General features: G+C 66.2%; 15 protein-coding genes and 1 pseudogene. 12 read left to right on the top strand and 4 right to left on the bottom strand.

Translation table 11 applies throughout. From position 1 onward, the window contains the following. Positions 1-57: 57 nt before the first annotated feature. Positions 58-2,532: a S9 family peptidase gene (locus WDB66_RS05780; protein WP_339397588.1), complete on the top strand. Its 2,475-nt coding sequence runs from the start codon at positions 58-60 to the stop codon at positions 2,530-2,532. A 181-nt stretch (positions 2,533-2,713) separates the two neighbouring features. Next, complete coding sequence (locus tag WDB66_RS05785; protein ID WP_339397589.1) at positions 2,714-4,081, top strand: delta-60 repeat domain-containing protein; 1,368 nt, start codon at positions 2,714-2,716, stop codon at positions 4,079-4,081. Positions 4,082-4,171: 90 nt separating this feature from the next. Here the strand turns inward: WDB66_RS05785 and WDB66_RS05790 are convergent. Next, positions 4,172-4,828: pseudogene (locus WDB66_RS05790) on the bottom strand (DUF502 domain-containing protein); the annotation flags it as partial. A gap of 42 nt (positions 4,829-4,870) precedes the next feature. On the opposite strand from WDB66_RS05790, the gene WDB66_RS05795 reads away from it, so the two are divergent. Together WDB66_RS05795 and WDB66_RS05800 are read left to right on the top strand one after the other, a co-directional pair. Continuing rightward, entirely contained in the window at positions 4,871-5,104 is a 234-nt protein-coding gene (locus tag WDB66_RS05795; RefSeq protein WP_339397590.1) for a hypothetical protein, read from the top strand. 91 nt (positions 5,105-5,195) lie between these two features. Beyond that, positions 5,196-6,272 carry a 3-deoxy-7-phosphoheptulonate synthase gene (locus WDB66_RS05800; protein WP_339397591.1) on the top strand — a complete coding sequence of 359 codons (1,077 nt, stop codon included), beginning with the start codon at positions 5,196-5,198 and terminating at the stop codon, positions 6,270-6,272. 29 nt (positions 6,273-6,301) lie between these two features. Here WDB66_RS05800 and WDB66_RS05805 read toward each other — a convergent pair whose 3' ends face one another. Beyond that, complete coding sequence (locus WDB66_RS05805; protein ID WP_339397592.1) at positions 6,302-7,720, bottom strand: hypothetical protein; 1,419 nt, start codon at positions 7,718-7,720, stop codon at positions 6,302-6,304. A gap of 163 nt (positions 7,721-7,883) precedes the next feature. Between WDB66_RS05805 and WDB66_RS05810 the strand changes: the two genes are divergently transcribed. Continuing rightward, positions 7,884-8,447, top strand: coding sequence for a glycine zipper 2TM domain-containing protein (locus WDB66_RS05810; RefSeq protein ID WP_339397593.1), 564 nt, complete (start codon positions 7,884-7,886; stop codon positions 8,445-8,447). Positions 8,448-8,502: 55 nt separating this feature from the next. Here the strand turns inward: WDB66_RS05810 and yczE are convergent, their stop codons facing one another. Together yczE and WDB66_RS05820 are read right to left on the bottom strand one after the other, a co-directional pair. Beyond that, positions 8,503-9,111, bottom strand: coding sequence for a membrane protein YczE (gene yczE, locus WDB66_RS05815; RefSeq protein WP_339397594.1), 609 nt, complete (start codon positions 9,109-9,111; stop codon positions 8,503-8,505). A 117-nt stretch (positions 9,112-9,228) separates the two neighbouring features. Further along, positions 9,229-9,870: a TetR family transcriptional regulator gene (locus WDB66_RS05820; protein ID WP_339397595.1), complete on the bottom strand. Its 642-nt coding sequence runs from the start codon at positions 9,868-9,870 to the stop codon at positions 9,229-9,231. 152 nt (positions 9,871-10,022) lie between these two features. Here WDB66_RS05820 and WDB66_RS05825 point away from each other — a divergent pair, with 152 nt between their 5' ends. The 7 genes from WDB66_RS05825 (at position 10,023) to murD (ending at position 22,391) form a co-directional block, all read left to right on the top strand. Beyond that, positions 10,023-11,180, top strand: a complete 1,158-nt coding sequence (locus tag WDB66_RS05825) for an efflux RND transporter periplasmic adaptor subunit (protein WP_339397596.1) — start codon at positions 10,023-10,025, stop codon at positions 11,178-11,180. A gap of 6 nt (positions 11,181-11,186) precedes the next feature. Beyond that, positions 11,187-14,348, top strand: coding sequence for an efflux RND transporter permease subunit (locus WDB66_RS05830; protein ID WP_339397597.1), 3,162 nt, complete (start codon positions 11,187-11,189; stop codon positions 14,346-14,348). Then, positions 14,341-15,756, top strand: a complete 1,416-nt coding sequence (locus tag WDB66_RS05835) for an efflux transporter outer membrane subunit (protein WP_339397598.1) — start codon at positions 14,341-14,343, stop codon at positions 15,754-15,756. Before WDB66_RS05830 ends, WDB66_RS05835 begins: the two co-directional genes overlap by 8 nt. A gap of 247 nt (positions 15,757-16,003) precedes the next feature. Continuing rightward, entirely contained in the window at positions 16,004-16,816 is an 813-nt protein-coding gene (locus WDB66_RS05840; protein WP_339397599.1) for a gamma-glutamyl-gamma-aminobutyrate hydrolase family protein, read from the top strand. 104 nt (positions 16,817-16,920) lie between these two features. Further along, positions 16,921-19,530, top strand: a complete 2,610-nt coding sequence (locus WDB66_RS05845; protein ID WP_339397600.1) for a bifunctional aspartate kinase/diaminopimelate decarboxylase — start codon at positions 16,921-16,923, stop codon at positions 19,528-19,530. A 61-nt stretch (positions 19,531-19,591) separates the two neighbouring features. After that, the gene (gene murL, locus WDB66_RS05850) at positions 19,592-20,971 is read left to right on the top strand and encodes a UDP-N-acetyl-alpha-D-muramoyl-L-alanyl-L-glutamate epimerase (protein WP_339397601.1); all 1,380 of its coding nucleotides are present in this window, start codon (positions 19,592-19,594) and stop codon (positions 20,969-20,971) included. Continuing rightward, positions 20,952-22,391: a UDP-N-acetylmuramoyl-L-alanine--D-glutamate ligase gene (gene murD / locus WDB66_RS05855; protein WP_339397602.1), complete on the top strand. Its 1,440-nt coding sequence runs from the start codon at positions 20,952-20,954 to the stop codon at positions 22,389-22,391. Before murL ends, murD begins: the two co-directional genes overlap by 20 nt. Positions 22,392-22,447: the final 56 nt, after the last annotated feature.

Here is a 22,447-nt window from a genome sequence, read left to right on the forward strand (position 1 = left end):
GCGGCGGCATCCGGATGCACTAGGCTGGCGCTTCCGCCACCGCCAAGGAGAATCCGGATGCCCGTTTGCCGCGTACTTGCCGCCAGCGTGCTGCTGTTCGCTGCCGGTCATGCCCAGGCCCAGTACCAGCAGCCGCCCGAGCCGCTGCTGGGTGTGATGCGTGCGCCACTGCTGCCGCAGCCGCAACTGGATCCGACCGGCACCACGCTGCTGCTGGTGCAGCAGGGCCAATACCCGTCGATCGAGCGCGTCGCCGAGCCGTATCTGGCGCTGGCCGGGGTGCGGATCGAACCACGCGCCCACACCCGCCATGACATGTCCAGCGGCTACGGCATCCGCGCCTGCCTGGAAGGCTTCAGTCTTGTGGACGTGGCCAGCCGCCGCGAAACCCCGGTGAAGCTGCCCGAAGGCGCCTGTCCGGGCATGGCCAGCTGGTCGCCGGATGGCCGTCATTTCGCCTTCAGCAACACCACCGACAGCAGCGTCGAGTTGTGGCTGGGCGAGGCCGCCAGCGGCAAGGCCTGGCGCATCGACGGCGTGCATCTGAATACGATCCTGGGCAGCGAACTGCAATGGCTTGGTGCGCAGCAGGCCTTGCTGGTCAAGGAAGTGCCGGCCGAACGCGGTCCGGCGCCGGTCAAGTCGGCGGTGCCGCCGGGCCCGGACATCAAGGACGCAACCGAAGGCGGCGGCGAGAGCAGCACCTACGAGGCACGCGACACGCTCGGCAGCCCGGAGGACGAGGATCTGTTCGACTACTACGCCCGCGCCCGGCTGGTGCGGGTCGATGTGGCCGATGGCAAGCTCACCCGCATCGGCGAAGCAGCGGTGATCGGCGATGTCGATGCCGCACCGGATGGCCGCCATGTGCTGGTGGAAACGCTGAAGCGTCCGTATTCCTATGTCACCACCTGGGGCCGTTTCGCACGCGATGTCGCGGTGCTGGATCTGTACAGTGGCAAGTCGCAGCTGATCGCTTCGCTGCCGAAGGCCGAGAGCGTGCCGGTGCGCGGTGTGCCGACCGGGCCGCGTGGCCACAGCTGGCGTGCGAACGAGCCGGCCACGCTGCTGTTCGCCGAAGCGCTGGACGGCGGCGACTGGAAGAACGATGTGCCGCAGCGTGATCGCGTGCTGATGTGGCGCGCACCGTTCGAGGGCCAGCCGCAGGAGATCGCGCGCACCGCGCAGCGCTATGCCGGGTTGTCGTGGTTCGAGCAGGGCTCGCAGGCGCTGTTGGCGCAGTTCGATGCGAACCGGCGCTGGTACACCGTCTCGCTGGTCGACGTGGAAAATCCGGAAGCGCCGGCGCGCGTGTTGTGGGATCTGTCGCTGGACGAACGCTACGCGCACCCGGGCAATCCGATGATGCGCCGATTGCCCAACGGCGCGGCGGTACTGCGTGAACACGACGGCGCGCTGTTCCTCAGCGGCGCCGGCGCCTCGCCGGCCGGCGATCGCCCATTTCTCGACCGCTACGAGCTGGCCAGTGGTCAGACCCAACGCCTGTTCCGCAGCGCTGCGGATGCCTACGAGCGCGTGTTCGGGTTCGCGGGTGAACCCTCGCGCCTGCTGACCTGGCACGAATCGCCCAGCAGCCCGCCGAACGCCTTCGTACGGCAGATCGGCGAAGCGCTGGCCGATGTGGCTGAAGGTGAGGCCGCGTTCGCCTCGCAGGCCATCGCGGTGACGCAGTTCCCGGATCCGACGCCGCTGGTGCGGCAGATCGAAAAGCGTCTGGTCACGTACACCCGTGAGGACGGTGTGGCGCTGTCGTTCACGCTCTACACCCCGCCCGGTTACCAGGAAGGCACGCGCGTGCCGGCGATTCTGTACGCCTACCCGATGGATTACGCCGATCCGTCACAGGCCGGGCAGGTGCGCGGGTCCGAACAGACCTTCACCCGCCTGTCGAACTACCGCCTGCTGCTGCTGGCCGGCTACGCGATCATCGACAACGCGGCGTTCCCGATTGTCGGTGATCCGCAGAACGCCTATGACACCTATCTGGAACAGCTGGTGGCCAACGCCGACGCGGCGGTCGCCAAGGCGGTGGAAACCGGCGTGGTCGATCCGGAGCGCATCGGTGTCACCGGCCACAGCCACGGCGCGCTGATGGCCGCCAATCTGCTGGCCCATACCGACCTGTTCCGCGCTGGAGTGGCCAGTGCCGGTGGCTACAACAAGACGCTGACGCCGTTCGGCTTCCAGAACGAGCGCCGTTCCTTCTGGAAGGCGCCCCAGGCCTACGACCAGAGTTCGGCCTTCTTCCACGCCGACAAGATCAACGAGCCGATTCTGATCGTGCATGGCAGCGATGATGCCAATCCCGGCACCGAGCCGACCCAGTCACCACGGCTGTTCCAGGCGGTGCGCGGACATGGCGGCACTGCGCGTCTGGTGATGCTGCCGCATGAGCCGCACTGGTTCGCCGCGCGCGAATCCAATGAGCATTTCGTGGCCGAAATGCTGGACTGGTTCAACCGCTATGTGAAGAACGCTCCGCCACGCGAATCTGCCGCCAACACAGACTGAAGCACCGGCGCCCGCGATGCGCGGATGCGCGTCGCGGGCGTCCCATCGCTTGTTCCCTGCGTGATCTATGAGCCGGTTTTCCGCGTTTCTGCGCCTTCAGCAGAAGGCCCAGACGAAAGGCGGTCGCGGTATGAAGCGGAAATATCCAGGTTCAGCCCGGGGGCGGGCAATGATGTTGACGATGATGCTGTCGACGACAACGGCGCCAGCCACCCATGCGCAGATGCTGTTCGCGCCGCAGGTCAATGGCGATGTCAACGCGGTGATCGTGGCGCCTGGAGGCAGGATCCTGATCGGCGGGGAGTTCTCCAGCGTCAACGGCCAGTCACGCGGCGGGCTGGCGCGGCTGCATGCCGATGGCGGTCTGGATGCGGATTTTTTGCCGCCGGTGTTCTCCGGCCGCGTCGATGCGCTTGGCCTGACGCCCGACGGCGGCATCCTGGTGGGCGGGGATTTCGAAACGGTTGGCGGCCCCACACGATGGCATCTGGTGCGGCTGCACGACGATGGCAGCGTGGACAGCGATTTCCAGGCCGATCTGGATGACGGCGTACGCCGTCTGGCGGTGCAGCCGGACGGCAAGGTGCTGGTCGCCGGGCGCTTTGACCAGGTCGATGGCAGTGCACGGCGTTTTCTGGCGCGGCTCAGCGACGATGGCGGTCTCGATGCGGGGTTTGCCGATCCGCAACTGGAGGGTGAGGTGGAAGCCATCGTGCTGCAGCCCGATGGCCGGATCCTGATCGGTGGCTGGTTCGATGAGGTGCACGGCCAGCCGCGAGCAGCCGTCGCACGCTTGACCAGCAACGGCGGGCTGGACACGGGATTTGCCGATCCTCAGATCCTCGGCCAGGTCGAAACCCTGGCCCTGCAGGCCGACGGCAGGATTCTGGTCGGCGGTGCTTTCGGCGAAGTCGGCGACGCGGTCCGGCCCTACATCGCGCGCTTGAACATCAATGGCAGCCTCGACCAGGGCTTTGTCGATGCCGGCCTGCGTTACGGCGGCAAGGTGCGACAGATCCGGCCACTGCTGGATGGCCGCATCGTGGTTTCCGGTGACTGGAGCTGGGTCGGGAATGCATCCGGCAGCGCACGGGTCGCGGTGCTGTTTGAGAACGGCCTGCGCGATACCGGTGTTCCCGAGATGCTGATGGACAGTTACGCCATGGCGCTGGCGATGGAGGCCGGCGGGCGGATGCTGGTCGGTGGCTTCTTCAATCTGCCGCGTCCCAACCTGTTCGCGATCCAGCCGCCTGCAGCTGCCAGCCAGGACGAACTGGAGGCCAGCGGCAGCACCGTAACATGGTGGCGCAGCGGATACGTACCGTTGCTGGCCTCCACGCCGGTACTGGAAGCGTCGGATGACGGCATTGACTTCGTCCCCGTCGGCGCGATGGACGCGGTGGCGCATGGTTGGCAACTCGGTGGTTATTCACCGCCAGGTGGCGCGGCTGCACAGCATTTGCGGGCGCGCGCCATGCTGGAGGATGGCGGCATGGTGGAGGTGCGCTGGCTGGCGTCGCTGCGGATCTTCGGAAACGGCTTTGAATAGCCGGGGCGGCTGGCTGTTTCAGGCGGCTGGCGGGGTGTTGCCGTCGGCGGTGGCTGTGGTCGCGGCTTCATCCGGCGTGGTCGCCGCGTTGCGATCGGCGCTGCGCGTGAACGGGATGGTTTCCGGGCTGACCGCACCGCCGGAGATGATGAAGCTCATCGCCTGATCGACGCTCCAGTCGGTTGGTGTGAGGCTTTCCACCGGCACCACCTCCAGATAGCCGGAGGTCGGATTCGGTGTAGTCGGCACGTAGACGGCAGCCAGTTCGCGCTCGCTGCCTTCCTCGCGCAGTACGCGGGTGACGAAGCCGATGACCTTCATGTCGCGGTGCGGGAAGTCGATCAGCACCACGCGCTGCGCGCCTTCCGGCTGGGTTTGCAGTATGTCGATCAGCTTGCGCACCGCGCCGTAGACCAGATTGGCCAACGGCACGCGCTGGATGCCGGCTTCGAACCAGCGCAGCAGGCGTTGCCCGAGCACGCGATGCGCCATCACGCCCACGCCGATGATCACCGCCAAGGTGGCGATCAGCGCCAGCGCGGTCTGCACCCACGGTGCGCCGAGCCAGCCCAGCGTCAGCGGAAACTGGTTGGCCAGCCTGGCCAGCAGCGGCGTGATCCAGGGCCGGCTGATGTCCGACAGCAGCACGAACACGAAGCGGAACACGATCACGGTGAGCCACAGCGGCAGCAGCGTGATCAGGCCGGACAGGAAGTAACGTTGCAGGGAAGGGCGGTGCGATGCCATGTGCGGATTCTACGCAGTTCCGGCGGGCAATCCGATCCCGTCTTGCAGGCTGCGTTTTTCGATCACGATTGTGCTGTTGTAGAGGAAATGTGCGCATGTGGATTGCAAAATTCGCCATCTATAAAGGGAAAACGGCAGAAAATTGCACGCGACGGTTCCAACTGCCATCCGCCTGTGGTATTGATGTTCGCCATGCACACCGTCGCCCGCCGCTATTGGTACTTTTTCTATCGCCTGCACAAGCCGCTGGCGCTGCGTGGTGTGTGCGCGTCCTGACAAGACCGCAAACAAGAATCCCCAAAGCCGCCAGCCCCTGGCGGCTTTTTTGTTGCCGCCAGCCTGGCACCCACCCCAGGAGCAACCAGAAATGAACCGTCATACCGATGACTTGCGCATTCGCCAGATCAAGCCGCTGCCGACGCCGTCCGATGTGATCTCGCAAGTGGTCTGCGATGACATGGCCTCGAACACTGTCGCCCGCAGCCGTCGCGGCCTGCACGACATCCTGCACGGGCGCGATGATCGCCTCGCCGTGGTCATTGGGCCGTGCTCGATCCACGATCCGGTCGCGGCGCTGGACTACGCCCGCCGCCTGCTGCGCGAGCGCGAGCGCTTCGCCGACACGCTGGAAGTGGTGATGCGGGTCTACTTCGAAAAACCGCGCACCACGGTTGGCTGGAAAGGCCTGATCAACGATCCGTACCTGGACGGCAGTTTCCGCATCGACCAAGGACTGGTGCTAGCGCGCAGCCTGCTGCGCGACATCAATGCGCTGGGCCTGCCGGCCGGTTGCGAGTTCCTCGACATGATCACGCCGCAATACCTGGCCGATCTGGTGGCCTGGGGCGCGATCGGTGCGCGCACCACCGAGAGCCAGGTGCATCGTGAAATGGCTTCGGGGCTGTCCTGCCCGGTCGGCTTCAAGAACGGCACCGACGGCAATGTGAAGATCGCAGTCGACGCGGTCCAGGCCGCCGGCCATCCTCATCATTTCCTGGCCGTCACCAAGGATGGTCGCACCGCGATCGCGGCGACCGCCGGTAACGGTGATTGCCACGTCATTCTGCGCGGCGGCAGCCAGCCCAATTACGATGCCGCCAGTGTCGCAGCCGCCAGCGCGGTGCTGGAGAAGGCCGGCCTGCGCCCGCGCCTGATGATCGACGCCAGCCATGCCAACAGCAGCAAGAAGCCGGAAAACCAGCCGGCGGTGATCGACGATATTGCCGCCCAGCTGGAAGCCGGCGAACGCCGCGTGGTTGGCGTCATGGTCGAAAGTCACCTCGTGACTGGGCGTCAGGATCAGATCGATGGCCAGCCGCTGGTCTACGGGCAGAGCATCACCGACGGCTGCATCGGCTGGGAGGATTCGGTCGCGGTGCTGGAACGGCTGGATCGCGCGGTGCGCGCACGCCGTGCCGTGGCTGCACGCGAAGCGGCGGCCTGAGGGGAAACCTCCGGTTCAATTCCGCCGGTTCAATCCCGCGAATGGACACTGTCCCGTGGCAGCGCCGCCTCCGGTTGCGAAGGCGAAAAGCCCAGTGCGGGCGCATCCGGCCAGGGCAGGTGCTGCACCAGGCTGTAGCCGCGCTGCGTCAGTTGGCGTTGCGCCAGCCGGCTGATGCCGCCGGATGTCAGTACGGTGCCCTGCACGCAAGGTGCAGGGGCCGCGTCGAAGAAATCACGCACCTGGAACGTCCAGGAAAGATGGTCCACCGGCAGCGGCAGCAGGCATTCGCCGCTGGCGGTGTGGATTTCCAGCGTGGCGCCAATCGGCACCAGCCGGATGCCACGCCGGGCGTCGCCGAGGTAGGCCGCGGTCAGGCGCAAGGTATTGATCAGGAAGCGTGCTTCCACTTCATCCCCGCTCATCAGTGCCACATCCAGCAGGGCCTCGCAGCCTTCCGCCGGCGCCAGATCGTGCAGCAGTTCCACCATCCGTGTCTGTAGCGCCGGCGTGAACGGGCGATGGCGGAAAAACCGGCGACGTTGCCGTGCGTCCTGGCAATGGGCCGACAGTCGCGCCTCGTTGCGCGCCAGCAGATCGTCCGGATCAAGCGTCCAGACCACCTCGTCGATCTGGCCGACATGGCCAACCATGTCTTCCAGTCCGCCGTCCAATCCGCCGAGTGCCAGCGAGCCCAGCGTGCGTCCGCCGGCACTGGCCCAGGTCAATGCATCCAGTCGCGGGCGCAGCAGCGGATTGCTGGTAGCCGGATCGACGCCCAGCTTTTGCGCCAGTTCGCGCCGGGCGCGGCTGTAGCCCAGCTCGCTGCGCACCAGCCGGGAGGTTTCGCGCACCGGCTTGCGGTACCAGGGGCGCGGTTCGGGATCGGAAACGCGGGTGGCGGTGAGCGGACCTTCCGCGTCGGAATAGGGATTGCCGTCCTCGCCAAGACTGCGCTGGATGCGGTCGCCCAGGCGCGTGGCCCGCTGATCCAGCTTGCGCCATTGGCGCACGAAGTAGCGCGCCACGCCGCCGGGCAGGCCGGTCACGGTGGCCAGCGGCTGGCGCGCGATCCGCGCCGCGCTGCGCCCGAGTGCGGTGGCCGCCTCGGTACTCGCCTGTGCCAGTGTTTCACTGACCGAGGCGTCATGCAGGGCTTCCACCGCCGGCATTTCGGCGATGCGCAGCGCCAGCATCTCGCGGCTTTCGGCAGGAATCTGGCCCCAGGGTGTGCGGATCAGGAAGCGGGCCTGGTAGCCCACCACGGGCACATCCGGATCGACCCGATAATCCGGACCGTGCAGCAGCGCCGGCATCACCAGATCGGCGGCATCCAGTTCGGGCTCCGCTTCAATCCGGGCATCGACCTCGGGTTGGGCCGGTAGCGCGCAGGACATCGCCGCCAACAGGCAGGCCAGTACAAAGCGGGCGGGCGGCAGCGGTTGCATCGGTTGTGGATTTGGATGGCGCAAACGGGCGCGAGTATAGGCAGCTGCCCGCCCGTGCGAGGCTGTCTGCGGTTTGAATCACGCGGACAAGTTCACAACCGATTAAGTGCCTGATGCCTAGCGTGCCTGGGAGCCATAACGGCCAGGTTGCAGGAGAACCACGATGCGCATGCCGATCATCCTTGTATTGAGTGGCGCCATACTGCTGGCGCTGGCGCTGCCGGGAGCCGCGCTTGCGCAGGGCTGGCGCCAGGATGTCGAACCGGTTTATGACTGGGCCGAAGTGGTGCGGGTCGAACCGCTGATCCGGATGATCGAAAAACCGTCTTACCAGCAGCAGTGCTGGGACGAGCCGGTGGTCCACCATGAGCCGGACCGTTATGTGCGCCACGACCGTCCACGCGCGCCGGCCGTGGTCGGCGGCATCATCGGTGGCGTGATCGGCAACCAGTTCGGGCATGGTCGCGGGCGCCACGCGGCCACCGCCGCCGGTGCGATGCTGGGTTACGAACTGGTGCGCGACTCACAGGGCGGCCACTACGTGCCGGGCCGCAGCTACACCCGTTACGAACGCCGCTGCGAACCGCAGGCCCACTATCAGCAGTACGAGCAGGTCACCGGTTACGAGGTCACCTACCGCTATCACGGCCGGCTATATCAGACCGTGACCGAGCATCCGCCCGGCCCGCAATTGCAGGTCCGGGTAGATGTAAGCCCGGCACACTGATCCGGGTGTTCTCAGGGACGAGACGGACGGGGCCTGCGGGCCCCGTTTTCGTTGCTCAGGTTTCCGCGTGCTGCGCGCTGGCGGGAGGTGCAATTTCCAGCGGCACCACCAGGCGTGGCAGGAAATACTGCGTCGCCGGCCCCACGCCCAGCGCGAACACCAGGGTGCCGGCGCCGACCACGCCCCCAAGCAGTACGCCGGCCAGCAGCACCGCCACTTCGATCAGGGTGCGTACTCGTCGGATCGGCCAGCCGCTGCGACGGGCCAGCCCGGTCATCAGGCCATCGCGCGGGCCGGTGCCCAACTGCGCGCCGATATACAGGCCGGTGGCGAAACCGCACAGCAGCACCCCGCCGAGCATCAGCAGCACGCGTGCCCACAGTGCATCCGGCGTGGCGATCAGCGCCAGGCCCAGATTGGCGAACGGGCCGATCATCAGCGTGTTCGCGATCGTGCCCAGGCCCGGCTTCTGGCGCAGTGGAATCCAGATCAGCAGCACCGCGATCGAGGCCAGCACCATCACCACGCCGAAACTCAGCGGCAGGTGCCGCGCCAGACCCTGGTGGAACACATCCCAGGGCGAGGCACCGATGGCGGCGCGGATCATCATCGCTACCGACACGCCATACAGGGCAAGGCCGACGCCGAGCCGGGACAGGCGCACCGACAATTTTCCGGCGCGCAGCTGGGCCATAGGGCCCAGATTCAGCAAGCGGGCGCGGACAGGTGGGTTGTGCATGGGCAAAGGAGTGGGGCGGAAGCGTGTCATCCGTAGCGGCGATCAGGCCACCGGCTCCAGATGTGCGGGGTCGCTGGCGACGGCGCGCAGCGCCAGGTCGATCGCGGCCAGACCGTCGCGCTTGAGATCGATATGTTCGGGATCCAGCAGGTACATGCGCAGGGCGCCGAAGATCACGAAGTGCAGGCTGCGCGCGCAGCTCTCCGGATCCATGTCCGGACGCAACTGGCCCAGTGCTGCGGCGCGCGCGAAGGCGGCCGAAATCCGCGCATGGGTCTTGCGCATGCCGGCCTTGCGCAGATCGCTGATCGCATCGCCTTCGGCCGGTACTTCGCTGCGCAGCTCGATGACCTCGATTACACAGCGTACCCGTGGCGTATTGGCAAGGTCGGAAAATGACGCACGCAGCATTTCGCGCAGATCGCGCAGCGGGGTAGTGCCATCGGCACGGGAAACGCGCTCAAGCCCGTGATAGAACGGCAAACTGACACGGTTCACCACCGCATCGACCACTTCGGCCTTGTTCTTGAAGTGCCAGTACACCGCGCCCCGGGTGACGCCAGCGCGGGTCGCGATAGCTTCCAGGCTGGTGCGCGCGACACCGGATTCCACCAGACAGTCCTCGGCCGCGTCGAGGATCGCCTCGCGGGTTTCCTGCGCGTCCTCCTTTGTTCTTCGTGCCATTTTCAACTCTCCCATGAACATCGTGTTGGGAATGGTTCTTGACCAACATACATACATGTATGTATATTACACGAGTCAACCATGAACGCCCAGCGCCGCTTGCCATCGGCCTGGGCGTATCCTTTTCCAGCACCCAACAAGAAGGTAGCCCCATGGCCACGTTCCCCCGCAAGCTCGCCCTGTCGCTGATTGCCGCGCTCGCTGTCGCAATGACCGCATGCAGTCCGGAAGAGCAGGGCGGCCCACCGCCCACGCCGGCCGTCACCGTCGCGGTACTTGGCGCGCAGGATGTCACGCTCACCCGTGAACTGCCGGGCCGCACCAACGCTTGGCTGGTGGCGGAAGTCCGCCCGCAGGTCAGTGGACTGATCGCCGAACGCCTGTTCACCGAGGGTGAACTGGTGCAGAAGGGCCAGCCGCTGTACCAGATCGACGATGCCACGTACCGTGCCGCCGCGAACAGCGCGCGAGCCCAGCTGGCGCGTGCGCAGGCGACCCTGGCCGCGGCCAAACTGACCGCCGAGCGCATCGCCGAGCTGGCGAAAATCGACGCGGTCAGCGTGCAGGACAACGACAATGCGACCGCCGCGCTGGCCCAGGCCCAGGCCGATGTCGGCGTCGCCCGTGCCGCTCTGGATGCCGCCAATGTGACGCTGGGCTATGCCCGCATCACCTCGCCGATCAGCGGGCGCATCGGCCGCTCCAATGTCACGCCGGGCGCGTTGGTCACGGCCAATCAGCCGCAGGCGCTGGCCACGGTACAGCAGCTGGATCCGATCTATGTGGACGTGACCCAGTCCAGCACCGAGCTGCTCGAGCTGCGCCGTTCGCTGGACGAAGGGCGTCTTTCGCGCGGTGACGAATCAATGCCGGTGACGATCCTGCTGGAAGACGGCAGCGCCTTCCCGTATCAGGGCACGTTGAAGTTCTCCGAAGTGGCGGTGGATCCGAGCACCGGCTCCTTTGCGCTGCGGATCGAAGTGCCGAATCCGGACCATGTGCTGATGCCCGGCATGTATGTGCGTGCCGAACTGGCCGCCGGCATCCGGGCCGATGCAGTGCTGGTACCACAGCGTGCGATCGCGCGTGATCCCAAGGGCAACACCAGTGCCATGGTGGTCAACCCCGACGGTGTCGTCGAGCGGCGTCCTGTCGTGGTGAGCCGCACCATTGGTGATCAGTGGCTGGTCGAGTCCGGCCTTGCCGCCGGTGACCGCGTGGTGATCGAAGGCCTGCAGAAGATCGCACCCGGCGCTCCGGTCCAGATCACCGACACCGTCGACAACGCCGTTAGCACCGGCCAGGAGTAAGCCCTCATGGCACGATTCTTCATTGATCGCCCCATCTTTGCGTGGGTGATCGCGATCATCATCATGCTTGCCGGCGCGCTTTCCATCACCAATCTGCCGGTGTCGATGTATCCCAGCGTGGCGCCGCCTGCGGTCGAAATCCGGGCCACCTATCCGGGTGCCTCGGCACAGGTGCTCGAAGACTCGGTGACGCAGATCATCGAGCAGAGCATGACCGGCCTGGACGGCTTGATGTACTTCTCGTCGCAGTCCTCGTCCAACGGCTTTGCCACGGTCAAGCTCACGTTCGAAAGCGGAACCGATCCGGACATCGCGCAGGTGCAGGTGCAGAACAAGCTGCAGCTGGCGATGCCGCTGTTGCCGCAGGAAGTCCAGCGGCAAGGCGTCAACGTCGCCAAATCCATGAGCGGATTCCTGCAGGTCATCGGCTTTGTGTCCGAAGACGGCAGCATGGATCGCATCGACATCGCCGACTATGTCGGTGCCAATATCGTCGATCCGCTCAGCCGCGTGCCCGGCGTCGGCAACATCCAGGTGTTCGGCGGCAAGTACGCGATGCGCATCTGGCTGGATCCGAACAAGCTGCACGCCTACAAGCTGTCCATCGGTGAAGTCACGGCCGCGATCCGGGCGCAGAACGCGCAGGTCGCGGTGGGCCTGCTCGGCGGTGCCCCGGCCATCGACGGGCAACAGATCAACGCCACGATCAACGCACAGGACCGGTTGCAGACCCCGGAGCAGTTCCGCGACATCATCGTGCGCAGCAACCCGGATGGCTCGGCGTTGCGGCTGGGTGACATCGCGCGGGTCGAAATGGGAACCGAAAGCTACGAGTTCCAGTCGCGTTACAACGGCCAGCCCGCTACCGGCGTGGCGATTTCGCTGGCGACCGGCGCCAACGCCCTGGATACCGCGGCGCGGGTGAAGGCCACGCTGACCGAGATCGAGCCCTTCTTCCCGCCCGGTATGAAGTCGGTCGTGCCGTTCGACACCACGCCGTTCGTGCAGGTTTCGATCAAGGGCGTCATCAAAACGCTGATCGAAGCCATCGTGCTGGTGTTCCTGGTGATGTACCTGTTCCTGCAGAACTTCCGCGCCACGATCATCCCGACCATCGCGGTGCCGGTGGTGCTGCTGGGCACCTTCGGCGTGCTCGCAGCGCTCGGCTTCTCGGTCAACATGCTGACAATGTTCGCGATGGTGCTGGCCATCGGCCTGCTCGTCGACGACGCCATCGTGGTGGTGGAAAACGTCGAGCGCATCATGGCCGAGGAAGGCCTGTCGCCGCTGGAGGCCACGCGCAAGTCGATGGACCAGATCACCGGTGCGCTGGTCGGTATCGGTGTGGTGCTGTCGGCGGTGTTCGTGCCGATGGCCTTCATGTCCGGCTCGACCGGCGTCATCTATCGCCAGTTCTCCGCCACGATCGTGTCGGCGATGGCGCTGTCCGTGCTCGTGGCCATCGTGCTGACGCCGGCACTTTGCGCGACGATGCTCAAGCCGTTGAAGAAGGGCGAAAGCCACGATGCCAGACGTGGTCCGCTGGCGCGTTTCTTCGGCTGGTTCAACCGTGGTTTCGACCGCACCAGCGGCAGCTACCAGCGCGGCGTGCGCGGCATCCTGGCGCGGCCGTGGCGCTTCATGGCGGTGTTCGTCGCGATGGTCGTGGTCATGGCCCTGATGTTCACGCGCCTGCCCAGCTCGTTCCTGCCGAATGAAGACCAGGGCGTGCTGATGTCGATGGTGCAGACGCCGGTTGGCGCCACCCAGGAACGCACGATCGAGGCGATCGAGCAGCTTGAGAAGCACTTCCTGGAAAACGAATCGGACATCGTGGAATCGGTGTTCGCGGTCCAGGGCTTCAGCTTTGCCGGCATGGGGCAGAACACCGGTATGGCCTTCATCAAGCTGACCGATTGGGCGGAACGTGGCGACGCTGAGAAGAGCGCCGAGGCCGTGGCAGGCCGTGGCATGGCGGCACTGAGCCAGATCAAGGACGCGATGATCTTCGTGTTCGCGCCTCCGGCGATGCCGGAACTGGGTGTGGCCAGTGGTTACGCCTTCTACCTCAAGGACAACGCCGGGCAAGGTCACGATGCATTGATCGCGGCACGCAACCAGCTGCTGGGCATGGCCGCTGGCAGCCCGCTGCTAGCCAATGTCCGCCCCAACGGGCAGGAGGACACGCCGCAGTTGCGGATCCATGTCGACGTGGCCAAGGCCGGGGCGCTGGGGCTGTCCCAGGACGCCATCAACGCAACCTTGGCGGCGGCGTGGGGCGGGCAGTACATCGACGACTTCGTCGATCGCGGCCGTGTGAAACGCGTCTATATCCAGGCCGATGCACCGTTCCGCATGACGCCGGAGGATTTTGATCTGTGGTCGGTCAAGAACAACCAGGGCGAAATGGTGCCGTTCAGTGCTTTCGGCAGCTCGACCTGGGATTGGGGTTCGCCGCGTCTGGAACGCTACAACGGTGTTCCCGCCGTAGAAATCCAGGGTGAGGCCGCGCCGGGCGTGGCATCGGGCGATGCGATGCTGGAAATCGAGCGCCTGGCGGAGCAGCTGCCTACGGGATTTGCGATCGAGTGGACCGCGGTCTCGTACCAGGAGCGTGAAGCCGGTGCCCAGACGCCGCTGCTGTATGCCTTGTCGCTGTTGATCGTGTTCCTGTGTCTGGCCGCGCTGTATGAAAGCTGGTCGGTACCGACCGCGGTGCTGCTGGTGGCGCCGCTGGGCATTCTGGGTGCGGTGCTGGCCAACACCTTCCGCGGCATGGAGCGCGACGTCTACTTCCAGGTGGCGATGCTGACCACGGTGGGCCTGACCAGCAAGAACGGCATCCTGATCGTGGAGTTTGCCAAGGCCAACCTGGAAAGCGGTATGGAGCTGATCGCCGCCGTCATGCGCGCGGTTCGTGATCGTCTGCGTCCGATCATCATGACGTCGCTGGCGTTCGGTCTGGGCGTGTTGCCGCTGGCCATCGCCACCGGCGCAGGTTCCGGTGCGCAGCGCGCCATCGGTACCGGCGTCGTGGGTGGCATGCTGGTGGGTACTGCGCTGGGCGTGTTCTTCATTCCGCTGTTCTTTGTCGTGATCCAGTTGATCTTCAACCGCAACAAGACCCGCGAAGGCGCGACGTCGGAAGGAGCTGCCAGCCATGACTAAGTTTCTGAACAGGGCACTGGCCGCGGCCGTGGTGGTGTTCGTCGCCGGTTGTGCCACCCCCGGACCGCGCGGCAGCGTCGCCGACGCGGACCCGATGATCCCGACCGAATGGCCACTGCCGGCCAGCACCGGGGTTGCAGGCGAGGGCGCCACGACAGCGCTGCCGGATATCGGCTGGCGCGATTTCTTCGCCGACCCACGTCTGCAGGAAGTGGTCGGGCTGGCGCTGGACAACAACCGCGATCTGCGCGTGGCGATCCTCAACGTGGATCGCGCCCGCGCCCAGCACCGCATCCAGCGCGCCGATCGCTTCCCGAACCTCGGCATCAACGCGCAGATGGAGCGCGTCGGGGCCGACAATCCGGCGCTGGAATCGGAAACCTACAGCGTGGGTCTGGGTGTCACCGCATTCGAACTGGATCTGTTCGGGCGCGTGCGCAACCTCAGCCAGGCTGCGTTGCAGCAGTATCTGGCGACCGAGGAATCGCAGCGCGGCGCGCAACTGGCGCTGGTGGCCGAAGTCGCCAATCTGTGGCTGACCCTGGCCGCCGACCGCGAGCAATTGCGTATCGCACAGGCGACGCTGGCCACCTACGAGGAATCGCTGGAACTGAACCAGGCGCGGCGTGAACTGGGCGCGATATCGCAGCTGGTGCTGGAACAGACCCGCACCCAGGTGGCTTCGGCACGTGCCGACGTGGCACGGATTTCCGGTCTGGTGCAGCGCGATATCAATGCGCTGAACCTGCTGGCCGGGGTCACGCTGGAGCCGCGCCTGCTGCCCGATGGCATGGTCCAGGACGTGGTTGGTCTGGGTCAGCTGCCGGAAGGCCTGCCGGCGGAAGTCCTGCTGCGCCGTCCGGACATCATCGCCGCCGAGCATCGTCTGCTCGGTGCCGATGCCAACATCAGCGCCGCGCGGGCCGCGTTCTTCCCGTCGATCAGGCTGACCGGCAACATCGGTTCGGTCAGTACCGAACTCTCCGGCCTGTTCGAGAGCAACACCACGGTCTGGAGTTTCATCCCGCAGATCAACATCCCGATCTTCCAGGGCGGGCGTCTGCGGGCCGCGCTCGGCATGGCGCAGGCGGATCGCGATATCGCGCTGGCACAGTACGAAAAGGCGATCCAGAACGGCTTCCGCGAGGTTGCCGACGCGCTGGCGCTGTCGGCCACGCTGGCCGAACAGGTCGATGCCAGCCAGGCCCTGCTGGAAGCGGCGACCAATGCCGAGCGTCTGGCGAAGGCGCGCTACGACGCCGGTCTGGACAGCAATCTGGTGCGGCTGGATGCGCAGCGCACGCTGTATGCAGCGCAGCAGCAGGTGGTTGCGGTGCGCATGGCCGAACAGGCCAACCGCGTCACCCTGTACAAGGTGCTGGGCGGCGGCTGGACCGAGCGCAACTGAACCTGTCATGCCCCGCTCGCCGTACGGCGGGCGGGGTACTGCTCCGGCATGACTGATACCGCCGGATGCCATGTCCGCCGATGCGGACAGACGCCTTGTTCAGAGGTTCCATAGGTGGAAGCCGGCCCAAGGGAGAGCACCCACTTGTGCGGAAATCCCGCGATTTCCGCCGATCTTGATCGAGCCGGGCTGCGATGTTCGCCATACACTATTGCTCTTTTGTTCTTTGCTGGAGCCAGTCCCTGCCATGAGCAACCGTCCACTGCTGATCGGCGCATCGCCGCGCATCCTGCATCGGGTGCCGGCCGAGCTCGGTTTTCACGACAAGTCGCTGCAATACATGGAACAGTCGGTGGCGCACTGGGTGATGTCGCTGGGTGCCAGCTGCGTGATGCTGCCGACGGTGGAACGCGGCGGCATGGTGCGGCGTTCGGAAATCCAGGTGAATGATCTGGTGCAGCTGATCGACGGCCTCGTGCTGCAGGGCGGTTCCGATGTGGAGCCGCAGTGGTACGGGCAGCAACCCGAGCATCTGGTCGGTGACACCGATCCGGTGCGCGATCGCTTCGAGCTGGATCTGATCCATGCCTTCATCAAGGCCGGCAAGCCGGTGCTGGGCATCTGTCGCGGCATGCAACTGATCAATGTCGCGCTCGGTGGCACGCTGTACCAGGATCTGGTCGCGCTGGGTGTCACCAGTTATTCGCATGTGGACACCGGGCGCTATGACCGCCACCACCATCCACTGGTGATCGAACCGGACAGCGTGATGGCCGGCTGGTACGGCGGCGCCACCCAGGGCGTGATCAATTCGATCCACCACCAGGGCGTGGCGCGTCTGGGCGAGGGCCTGCGTGTCGTGGCACGGGCGCCGGATGGCGTGGTCGAGGCGATCTGGCGCGAAGGGCCGGGTTTCGTGTTCGGCGCGCAGTGGCATCCGGAATTCCATGACGGCAGCGACGCCTCGCTGATGGATCCGGACCCGATCATGCGGGCTTTCCTCGATGCCGCACGGCAGCGGCGCGACGGCAGCGGAGTGCCAGCGGCGGTCGCGCTGTGACGCTTTTGCTGCATTGCATCACGGGCTGACACATAATCGGTCCGCCACAGCGCGAAGGCCGGCGCCTGCGGTTTCCCAACCGGCCACCGATGCAGGGAATCACCATGACGCACACTGATTCGCCCGGCGCCCGGAGCGCGCCGTGGGTCGTGCTGAAGTTCGGCGGCAGCAGTGTCTCCAGCCGGACCCGCTGGGACACGATCGGCGGATTGGTGGCGAAACGAAAATCCGAAGGTTTCCGCGTGCTGGTCGTGGTGTCGGCGGTATCCGGCGTGACCAATGCGCTGGTGGCGCTGAGCGCACCCGGTGGCGACATCGCGCAGCGGCGTGAACAGGCGGCGGCGCTGGAAACGCGTCACCGCACCTTCGCGCAGGAGCTGGGGCTGGATCCGGAAACGGTCATCGGTGACCTGATCGCGCAACTGCACGCACTGGTCGATGATCCACGCGCGGCGGTATCGGCCTTGGACTGGCAGGCCGACGTGCTGGCGCTGGGCGAGCTGTTTTCCAGCCGCTTGGGCTCGGCCTATCTCTCGGCCAATGGCCTGGACCTGCGCTGGAGCGATGCGCGCGCTTTTCTGCGGGCGCAGGTGCTGCCGAACCAGAGCGACTGGGCCGCGCGGCTGTCGGTCAATTGCCGCTTGCAGCCCGAGCCCGGTTTCCACGAACGCTTTGCGGCGCAGGGCGACACGCTGATCACGCAAGGTTTCATCTGTGCCGACGACGATGGCCGCACCGCGATCCTCGGGCGCGGTGGTTCGGATACGTCGGCGGCCTGTTTCGGCGCGCTGCTGGGTGCGCAACGGGTGGAAACCTGGACCGATGTGCCCGGCATGTTCAGCGCCAATCCGCGCCAGGTGCCGCAGGCTCGGTTGCTGACCAGGCTGGATTACGAGGAAGCGCAGGAAATCGCTTCCACCGGCGCCAAGGTGCTGCATCCGCGCTGCATTTCGCCGTGCCGCGAGGCGCGCGTGCCACTGTGGATCCGCGATACCTCGCGCCCGGATTTCGAAGGCACCGTGATCGGCCCGCGTCTGGCCGATGCCGCACCCGGGGTGAAGGCGATCAGCACCAAGCGCGGCATCGTGCTGGTGTCGATGGACGGCATCGGCATGTGGCAGCAGGTCGGCTTCCTGGCTGACGTGTTCGAGCGCTTCAAGCGGCACGGGCTGTCGGTGGACCTGATCGGTTCTTCGGAAGCCAATGTCACGGTGTCGCTGGATCCGTCCGACAATCTGGTCACCACCGACGTGCTGGAACGCCTGGCGGCCGATCTTTCCGAAGTGTGCCGGGTCAAGGTGATCGCGCCGTGCGCGGCGATCACGCTGGTCGGGCGCGGCATGCGTTCGCTGCTGCACAAGTTGTCCGACGTGCTGGCCGAATTCGGGCGCGAGCGTGTGCATCTGATCTCGCAAAGCTCCAACGACCTCAACCTGACCTTCGTCGTGGACGAGGCCGTGGCCGAGGGTATGTTGCCGCGCCTGCATGAGCTGCTGATCCACGCCCAGGCCATGCCGGTAGAGGAAACAGCGGTGTTCGGCCCAAGCTGGCAGGAGCTGGAACGCGGCGCCGCGCCATTACCGAGCCCGTGGTGGGCGCAGCGGCGGCAGGTGCTGATGCAACAGGCCGGGCAGGGCACGCCGTGCTATGTCTACGACCTGCCGACGGTGCGCGAAAAGGCGCGCGGGCTGCGGCGCATCGGCGCGCTGGACCGGCGCTTCTATGCGATCAAGGCCAATCCTCATCCACAGATCCTGCGCACGCTGGAAGCCGAGGGTTTCGGTTTTGAATGCGTCTCGGCGGGCGAAATCGAACACGTCTTCAACTCGTTGCCGGGGCTGGACCCGACCCGGGTGCTGTTCACCCCGAGCTTCGCCGCGCGTTCCGAATACGAAGCCGCGCTGGCACACGATGTCTGGGTCACGCTCGACAGTGTCTATCCGCTGCGGCACTGGCCGGAACTGTTCGCTGGCCGTGACCTGTGGCTGCGGCTGGATCCGGGTTATGGGCGCGGCCATCATGAAAAGGTCCGCACCGGCGGCAGTGGCGCCAAGTTCGGTCTGCCGCTGGCGGCGCTGGAGGATTTCGCGCAGGAAGCCAGGCGGGTCGGTGCCCGTATTTTCGGCCTGCACGCGCATCTGGGCAGCGGCATCTTGGACGCCTCGCATTGGCGCGATGTGTTCGGCCGTCTGGCGGCGGCGGCTGAAAGCCTAGGCACGATCAGCGCGCTGAATCTGGGCGGCGGCCTCGGGGTGCCGGCCGAACGCGGCGCCGATCCCTTCGATCTGGATGCATTGGCGCACACCCTGGCCGAGGCCAAGGCGCTGTGCCCGCAGTATTCGCTGTGGATGGAGCCGGGCCGTTATCTGGTCGCAGACGCGGGTGTGCTGTTGCTGCGCGTCACCCAGGTGATCGACAAGGGCGGCGTGCTGCGCGTGGGCGTGGATGGCGGCATGAACACGCTGCTGCGCCCGGCGCTGTACAACGCGCGGCACGAAGTCTTCAACCTGAGCCGGCTGGATGAAGGTGATGCGATCAGCTGCGATGTGGTTGGCCCGATCTGTGAAACCGGCGATGTACTGGCGCGTCGCCGTCGCCTGCCGGAAACCTTCGAGGGCGACGTGTTGCTGGTGGATACCACCGGCGCCTATGGCGCGGTGATGGCCTCGGCCTACAATCTGCGCGGTTTGCCGGCGGAGGCGGTGCTCGAATGATGGATTCCTGTGCGATGTGGCAGCGGTCGCTTGCGGCGAAACACTGCCGGAGGCCGTACCGATGAGCCATGAGGCCGACACCTGGGAGTTCCAGCGTGATGCGATTGCCGCGTTCCGCTTCGTCCGCGCCACGCTGGACGAGGCCAGCGGCAAGGTCGAACTGGTCTATGCCTTCGACGATGGCCCGGAGCTGGTGGAAACCCTGCAATTCCCCGGCGCGCCCTTCACGCTGGATGCGCCGCGCCGTGCCGCCGTGGATGCAGCGCTGCAGCTGCTGCATCTGATCGCCGGGGTCAGCTATTACAAGGCCGCGCTGCCGCCGCAGCTGCTGATCGAAACCGCACTGCCGTCACCGGCGCTGGCGGCGCTGGCGACATCGGTCTATGAGAACGGCCTGTCCGAATTCGCCTACCGCAACGGCTTGTCGATGCGGGGCCGGATCCAATTCCCGGCGGCGGAAGCGACACCGTCCGCGCCTGTGCTGGGTTTACGTGTGCACGCATTGACCGCGATTGGCGGCGGCAAGGATTCGCTGGTGACGATCGAAGCCCTGCGCGATGCCGGCGTTGCGCAGAGCGTGGTGTTCGTCGGCAACTCGCCGCTGATCCAGGCCTGCGCGCAACGCACCGGACTGCCGCTTTTTTCGATTGGGCGAAAGCTGGCGCCGCAGCTGTTCGACTACAACAAACAAGGTGCGTGGAACGGCCATATCCCGGTGACGGCGGTCAATTCCGCGATCCTGGTGCTGGCCGCGTTGCTGCACGATGCCGACCAGGTGGTGTTTTCCAATGAGCGCTCGGCCAGCTATGGCAGCCAGGTGCTGCTGCCCGATGGCAGCGGCAGTGGCGAGGTCAACCACCAGTGGTCCAAGGGCTGGGAGTTCGAGCGTGAATTCGCCGCCTGCGTGCGCGAGCATGTGGCCGCCGATCTGCGCTATTTCTCGCTGCTGCGGCCATTGTCGGAGCTGGCGGTGGCGCGCCAGTTCGCGAAGATCGACCGCTACGACGCGGTGTTCTCCAGCTGCAACCGCAACTTTCACCTGCTGGGCGAACGCCCGCAGGCGCGCTGGTGCGGGGTCTGCCCGAAATGCCAGTTCGTGTTCCTGGCGCTGGCGCCGTTCATGCCCAAGCCGCGCCTGACCGCGATCTTCGGCCACAACCTGCTGGACGACGTCAGCCAGGCGGAAGGTTACGATGCGCTGATCGAGTTCGGCGCGCACAAGCCGTTCGAGTGCGTTGGCGAAGGGCGCGAGGCACGGGCTGCGTTGTTCGAGCTGGCACAACGCCCGGCCTGGCGCGAAGATGCACTGGTGCGCCGTTTCGCGCGCGAGATCGCACCGCAGATCGCGCCCGAATCCATCCAGCCGCAGCTCGTGCCCGAAGGCGCGCACGGCATCCCTGACGACCTGTGGAAACGCGTGGGTGAAACTTTCCGAACTTGAAGGCAAACGCATCGCCCTGTGGGGCTACGGCCGCGAAGGGCGCGCCACGCTGGCCGCCTTGCGCTGGCACCTGCCGCGCACTCCGCTGGCCTTGCTGTGCCCGCAGTCCGAGGCCAGCGAAGCGCTGGAGCTGGGCGATCCTGCGCTCTACATCTTCACTGAGGATGTCACCGCCGAGCTGTTGGCGCGTTTCGACGTGGTCATCAAATCGCCCGGCATCAGCCCGTATCACGGCGCGGCAGCACAGGCGCTGGCGCGCGGCGTGCGCTTCACCTCCGGCAGCGCGCTGTGGTTCGGTGAAAACCCGGATGCCCGCACCCTCTGTGTCACCGGCACCAAGGGCAAAAGCACCACCACTGCGTTGATCGCGCACTTGCTGCGCGCCTCCGGTGCGCGCACCGCACTGGCCGGCAATATCGGCCTGCCGCTGCTGGAATTGCTCGATGCCGACCCGGCGCCGGATGTCTGGGCGCTGGAGCTGTCCAGCTACCAGACCCGCGACGCGATTGCTCCGGAAGTCGCGGTGGTGCTGAACCTGTTTCCCGAACATCTGGATTGGCACGGCAGCGAAGACCGTTATGTGATCGACAAGCTGGCGCTGGTCACCTCGGCCAACCCGCGCAACATCGTGCTCAACGCCGCCGATGCACGCCTGGCCGCGTTCGGGCGCAGCGCCGCGCTGCAGGGCACCGCTTCGGAATCCGATCTGGACGCCGAAGCCGGTGGCACCGCGCCGGCCCGATTGTGGTGGTTCAACGCGCGCCAGGGCTGGCACACGCGAGGCACCCTGATTTTCCGCGGCGAGGATGCAATCATGGATGGTGCTGCGCTGCCGCTGCCCGGCGCCCACAATCGGGGCAACCTCTGCGCCGCGCTGACCGCGATCGAGGCCATGGGGCTGGAAGCGGTGCCGTTGGCGCGACACGCCCTCAGCTTCCGCCCGCTGCCGCATCGCCTGCAGACCATCGGCCACCACGATGGCCGCGAATACGTCAACGATTCGATCAGCACCACGCCGCACGCCTCGCTGGCGGCCCTGGACTGCCACGCCAACCGCCGCGTGGCGATCATCGTCGGCGGTTACGACCGCGGCCTGGACTGGTCGGTCTTCTTCGAGCGCATGAGCCGCGAACCACCGCTGGCGATCATCACCATGGGCCAGAACGGCCCGCAGATCGCCGAAGGCCTGCAGTTTGCCGCGCGTGGCGGCCGTTTCACGCTGCTGGAAGCCCCCGACATGCCGGAAGCCGTGCGAATGGCCGAACGCACTATCGGCGCCGATGGCGTGGTGCTGCTCTCACCTGGCGCCCCCAGCTTTCCGCGCTACCGCGACTACGTCGAACGCGGCCGCCACTTTGCCCAGGTTGCCGGCTTTGATCCGGACGCGATCAGCGCGATTCCGGGCTTGGGAGTGGCCTGAAAACACGCCCGGACAAGGTTCTGCCGGGATGATCTCCACGCACGCTGTCCTGCGTC

Source organism: Denitratimonas organivorans (assembly GCF_037478135.1).
Classification (GTDB): domain Bacteria; phylum Pseudomonadota; class Gammaproteobacteria; order Xanthomonadales; family Xanthomonadaceae; genus Denitratimonas.